The following is a 4,601-nucleotide window of genomic DNA, read 5'->3' as shown; positions in this document are numbered from 1 at the left end:
AACTGCTCAAGTCTCAGGAACAAGGAGGTCAGAGCTGTGCCCAAGGCTTTACGACCCGAAGGCGGCGCGATGCCCGAGCGTCTGTTGTATCTGCTCAACGTCTCCAATCCCGGCCGTCTGTCGGCCGATTCGGGGTTCACGTTCGCCGAGCTGCTCACGTCGGCGTGGGCGGACGTGGGGGTGGAGGTGACGGTGGCCGCGCCGGTTCCTGTCGGGGACGAGCGGGTCGGGTTCGTGGCGACCGCTTCCCCGGCGACGAAGTACCGAGCGCGTCTGGCTCCGGATCTGGACGGTCTGGCCTCGGTGATCCGTGAGGTGAGGCCGCAGGCTGTGGTGGTCAACCAGATCGAGGCGGCACCGGCGGTGCGGGCCGCGCTGGTGGAGGCCGGGGTCGATGCGTTGGTCGCCGGGTACTGCCATTACCTGCCGTTCTCGATCTCGGAGGGTGAACGGCTGTGTCTGGACCCGTCGTTGGACGACGGTGGCCTCGGCCGCTCAATCCTGCTGGCCTTCGTCGGCGGACTGGCCGCGTGCGACCGGGTGTTGGTGCATTCGGCGACCGCCGCCTCGTGGACGTCGGCGGTCACGGCCCGCATGGGAGTGGAGCTGGGAGAGAAGCTGCACGTCGTCCCCGCACCCCGGGACGAACGCCTGGTCCGCGACCCTTCCGAGACCCTCGTACCGGACGGAACCGCAACAGGCGTCTACAACCACCGCTTCTACGCGCACTACGGGACCCGCGAGTTCACCGCTCTGGCCCGCCGTCTGACGTCCGGTTCCCCGGTGCGGCTGACGGTGCTGGACCTGCTCGGCGATCGCAGTCCGGAACGCGTCAGGCTGGACCCGAGTCCGGAACGCTTCCGGGCCGAACTCGCCTCCCTCGACGGAGTCATGGTCGACTCGGACGGAGGTGACCGCCTGCGCTACCGCGAGCTTCTGGCGGGTGCGCACTTCGGGTTCGCGCCGCTGCGGCCGGGCTGCCCATGGTCGATGTCCGTGATCGACTGCCAGGGCATGGGCCTGCCGGTCATCGGCCCGCGTACGGGCTGGCCCGCCGAGCACATCACCGACGAGCTCCTCTTCGACACCCCGGACGAGGCCGCCGCGATCGTGACCCGCCTCGCGACCGACCCCGCCTTCTACCGCGCCCAGGCCAAGCAGGCCCACGACTCGACCGCCGCTCTCACCCCCGCGCTGGTGGCCGCGCGGTACCTGGAGGCCCTGCGGTGAGGGTCGACGCGGTGATGCTGTCGTACGACGAACCACGCGCCGGTCTCCTGCACACGCGGCTTGAGCGCGTCCTCGGCGTCGAGGTGAAGCGCCTGCACGGCGTGGTGGGGATGCGGCGGGCGTACCGCCTGGCCGCCGAGGTCGTCGACACGGACGAATTCCTGCTGGCGGACGGGGACTTCGTCATCGACACCGCCTTCGACCTGCGCACGGTGACGCCGCTGGCGGACGGGTGTCGATGCGGGTATGGCGTGCCCGCAACCCGCTCAACGGGCTGGTCTACGGCTACGGCGGTCTCAAGCTGATCCGGCGCAGTGCCCTGCGGCAGCTCGGGGAAGCGGTCGACGTCCTGGCCGCGCTTCCCGGCCGGACCGAGTTCACCAGGGAGATTGCCGGGACCACGCGGATCGACCAGTCCGCGTACCACGCCTGGAAGGCGGGGTTCAGGGAGTGCGCGATGCTCACGCGTGGCAGCGAGTACGGCATGAGCGACCAGGAGACGGCCGCCCGGATCGCCACCTGGACCGGGGGCGCGGAGGGCGAGTTCGCGTCGTACGCGGTTGCCGGGGCGCGGCAGGGCGTGGAGTTCGCGCACCAGGCCGCGGATGATCCAGCGTTGCTCGACCGGCTCAACGACCCGGCCTGGCTACGCGCCCGGTTCGACAGCCAGGCGCTCACGGGATGAGCGGCCCCCTTCTGGTGCTCGTGGAGCCTCACGCGCACCGGATCGGCGGGCACCATCAACACGCCCTGGCCGCTCTCGCGTCGGCGTACGACAACGTGCTCGTCGTCGCCCCCTACGGCTCAACGGACGCTGCTGTGACCCCCGTTGGGCTGCTGATGGCGGTGGCACGCGCGGCCCGGCGCCTCGCCGGAGCCGGTAAGTGGCTGTTCGCTTCGCGGCGTTGGCCCACCTGGCTACGCCGTCTTCCGCACCAGGTGACCCTGCTGTCGCGCTGTCTGGCCGAGGCGGCATGTGTCCGTACGGCGCACTCCGCCGCCGACGGGGCCATGGTGGTGGTGCTCAGTGCGAGCGAGGCCCTGCATTCGGCCGCCGGACTGCTCGGCGGACCCCATGTGAGGTTCGTCCACGAGGTCGTCACCGCCGAGGGAGCCTTCGTCCAGGCTGTCGGCACTCTCACCGCGTCCGGCAGGAACCGCGTCCTTCTCCTGGCCCCGACCTGCTCGGTCCGCGACGAACTGGCCGCCCGTTTCCCGCACTTGAGGATACTGACGCGGCCCTTCGCCCTCGCGGACCCCGCCGAGCGAATCACCGCCACCGAACGGCAGCGGGCGCGGGACGCCTTCGGTATCCCGGAATCCGAGCCGGCCGTCTGCCTGGTGGGCGGCTGGTGGCCGTACAAGGACATCGACGTCGTGGACGCCGCGCTCGTACGGCTCGGCTGTCCTCTGCACGTGATCGTGGCCGGAGCCCCGCTCGACTCCGCGATCCTCCGGCGCTGGAGAAGCCTGCCGCACGTGCGGCTGCACGTCGTAGGCGTGCCGGAGTCGGTGCGTTCCGTGTACGCGGCGGCCGACGCCGCCGTGGTCGCACGTCACCCCGGGGTGGGCAAGGAGTCGGGGCTCGTGGCCGATGCCGTCCGGTTCGGCGTCCCGCTGCTGCTGTCCGACCACGACCCGGCCCTCACCGACCGGCTGTCCGGCCAGGACTGGACGAGGACCTTCCCCGCAGGCGACGCCGGACGCCTCGCCGCCCTGCTCCACGATCTCGCCCGGACACCGCTTCCCCGGCCCGCGCCGGACACGGCCAGGCGCATCGGTGTGCCGTCGGCCGCCGGGCAGGCCGCCTTCCTCCTGCGCATCGCCTCCAGTCTGAAGGGAATCTCGTGATGGACACACCGCCTGTGATCGCCGTGATCGGCCCGGTGGAGCCGGAGTTGCTGACCGCCTGGGTGGACCACTACCGAGGGTTGGGAGTCGAGCGGTTCCTCCTCGCCTTCCACTTCCCCGGCCACGTACCGGAACATCGGCGCGACGAACTGAAGGCAGCCTGCGAAGCCCTGCGGACCGCCCCGCTGGCGGTGAGCACGGGACCGTGGCACGAGCACACCAACACCGAGCTGCGCGACATGCTCCGCGACCGGGCCGGGACCGGCTGGCATCTGCTGGCCGACGCCGACGAGTTCCACGCCTACCCGGCTCCGCTGGCAGAGGTTGTGGCCGAGGCGGAGGCGTCCAGGACCGGTACGGTCGGCGGGCTGATGCTCGACCGGGTCTCCGCCGACGGCCGCCTGACCGGCTGGTCACCGTCACCGTCTTCGGGGGAAGGGCTGGACGCGGCGTACCCCCTGGGCGGATTCCTCACCCACCTGCTGCTGCGCGGCGACCCGCGCAAGATCGTGCTCGCGCACTCCGGCGTGACGGTCGACTCCGGGAACCACCGCGCGGAAGGGCACCGGCCGGTGAACCGGCCGCCGGTCGTCGTCCACCACTTCAAATGGCGGCGCGGCGTACGAGAGGACCTCGAAAGGTGCGCGGCCCGTACGGCGGACGGCAGTTGGCGGACCAAGTCCCCCGCACTGCTGACGGAGGCCCGGCGCCTGCTGAGCCACCTTTCCCTGCACGACGGCCGGATCGACGTCACCGCCCCCGACGTCCCCTTCCGGCCGGTCTCCCTCCAGAAGACCCCGCCGTGGTGGCCGGAGGAAGCCACACGGCTGGCCGCCACCTGGCGCCCGGCTAGAAGGAGTCCGGCTCGATGATCTCCTCCCCCTCGCCGTGAGGGACGTCGAACCGGGCGAAGAAGTCGTCCAGCGCCGACTCGGTGACCGTCAACGCGTTCGCGTCGTCACGCCGGTTGCGCTCGTTCAGACGCCGGAGCAGTTCAGTGCGCGCGACCGGGAAGTACAGCAGCCGTACGACCCCTCCGGCGTCACGGACGAGGCTCTTCCAGTCCTCCCGCTGCTTGCGCCGCCACAGCCCGTGATCGACCACGACAGACCGACCGGCCGTCACCAACTCGACGAGTTCCCGGCGCACTTCGGCGACGACGGGCGCCTCCCGGGCGAAGTACTCGGACTCGGGATAGTCCACGCCGTAACGGCCGTGCCGCTCGAAGACCCGCTCGTCCACGGACAGCCGCACCACCCCGGACGGCTCCAACTTCCGCTGCGCGTACGTCGTCTTGCCCGACCCCGTCAGTCCGACGAGCAGGTACACGACCGGAGCGGCCTCCATCGTCACGTGCTTCTCTCCTCCACCGCGCGGTACTGCCACGACCAGCCTGCCAGGTCCCGCACCCGCGTACGGCCCGACTCTCGGAGACGCCCCATGAACCCTCTTCTTCGAGCCTTGCGGACGTACGTCCGCCACAACCCCGCCGGACCAGGCGTTCCCCAGCTCGCCGGCCA

Annotated in this window: 6 protein-coding genes; 5 read left to right on the top strand and 1 reads right to left on the bottom strand. The window is 71.0% G+C overall.

Translation table 11 applies throughout. The annotated features are described in order from the left end of the window. Nucleotides 1–69 precede the first annotated feature (69 nt). Genes PV682_RS43880 through PV682_RS43860 form a run of 5 tightly spaced genes read left to right on the top strand, consistent with a single transcriptional unit; the run spans nucleotide 70 to nucleotide 3,953 of the window. Nucleotides 70–1,230 carry a glycosyltransferase family protein gene (locus tag PV682_RS43880; RefSeq protein WP_319738541.1) on the top strand — a complete coding sequence of 387 codons (1,161 nt, stop codon included), beginning with the start codon at nucleotides 70–72 and terminating at the stop codon, nucleotides 1,228–1,230. Beyond that, the gene (locus PV682_RS43875; protein WP_319738538.1) at nucleotides 1,227–1,535 is read left to right on the top strand and encodes a hypothetical protein; all 309 of its coding nucleotides are present in this window, start codon (nucleotides 1,227–1,229) and stop codon (nucleotides 1,533–1,535) included. Before PV682_RS43880 ends, PV682_RS43875 begins: the two co-directional genes overlap by 4 nt. Further along, nucleotides 1,469–1,915, top strand: a complete 447-nt coding sequence (locus PV682_RS43870; RefSeq protein WP_319738537.1) for a hypothetical protein — start codon at nucleotides 1,469–1,471, stop codon at nucleotides 1,913–1,915. Before PV682_RS43875 ends, PV682_RS43870 begins: the two co-directional genes overlap by 67 nt. Next, nucleotides 1,912–3,081: a hypothetical protein gene (locus tag PV682_RS43865; RefSeq protein ID WP_319738535.1), complete on the top strand. Its 1,170-nt coding sequence runs from the start codon at nucleotides 1,912–1,914 to the stop codon at nucleotides 3,079–3,081. Before PV682_RS43870 ends, PV682_RS43865 begins: the two co-directional genes overlap by 4 nt. Then, nucleotides 3,081–3,953 (top strand): glycosyltransferase family 2 protein, encoded by an 873-nt coding sequence (locus tag PV682_RS43860; protein WP_319738531.1) that lies wholly within the window; start codon nucleotides 3,081–3,083, stop codon nucleotides 3,951–3,953. Before PV682_RS43865 ends, PV682_RS43860 begins: the two co-directional genes overlap by 1 nt. Here PV682_RS43860 and PV682_RS43855 read toward each other — a convergent pair. Next, nucleotides 3,931–4,428, bottom strand: a complete 498-nt coding sequence (locus PV682_RS43855) for an AAA family ATPase (RefSeq protein WP_319738542.1) — start codon at nucleotides 4,426–4,428, stop codon at nucleotides 3,931–3,933. The two genes, PV682_RS43860 and PV682_RS43855, sit on opposite strands and share 23 nt — an antisense overlap. Nucleotides 4,429–4,601: the final 173 nt, after the last annotated feature.

The organism is Streptomyces niveiscabiei (genome assembly GCF_033794345.1).
In the GTDB taxonomy this organism is placed as follows: domain Bacteria; phylum Actinomycetota; class Actinomycetes; order Streptomycetales; family Streptomycetaceae; genus Streptomyces; species Streptomyces niveiscabiei.
Note: the sequence above shows the minus strand (reverse complement) of the source record. Positions and strands in the feature narration are given on the sequence as shown.

What these genes read in the sequence shown, in the direction of transcription:
- PV682_RS43880 (WP_319738541.1), top strand. Translation starts at nt 70, where the DNA reads ATGCCCGAGCGTCTGTTGTATCTGCTCAACGTCTCCAATCCCGGCCGT.
- PV682_RS43870 (WP_319738537.1), top strand. Translation starts at nt 1,469, where the DNA reads ATGCGGGTATGGCGTGCCCGCAACCCGCTCAACGGGCTGGTCTACGGC.
- PV682_RS43865 (WP_319738535.1), top strand. Translation starts at nt 1,912, where the DNA reads ATGAGCGGCCCCCTTCTGGTGCTCGTGGAGCCTCACGCGCACCGGATC.
- PV682_RS43860 (WP_319738531.1), top strand. Translation starts at nt 3,081, where the DNA reads ATGGACACACCGCCTGTGATCGCCGTGATCGGCCCGGTGGAGCCGGAG.
- PV682_RS43855 (WP_319738542.1), bottom strand. Translation starts at nt 4,428, where the DNA reads ATGGAGGCCGCTCCGGTCGTGTACCTGCTCGTCGGACTGACGGGGTCG.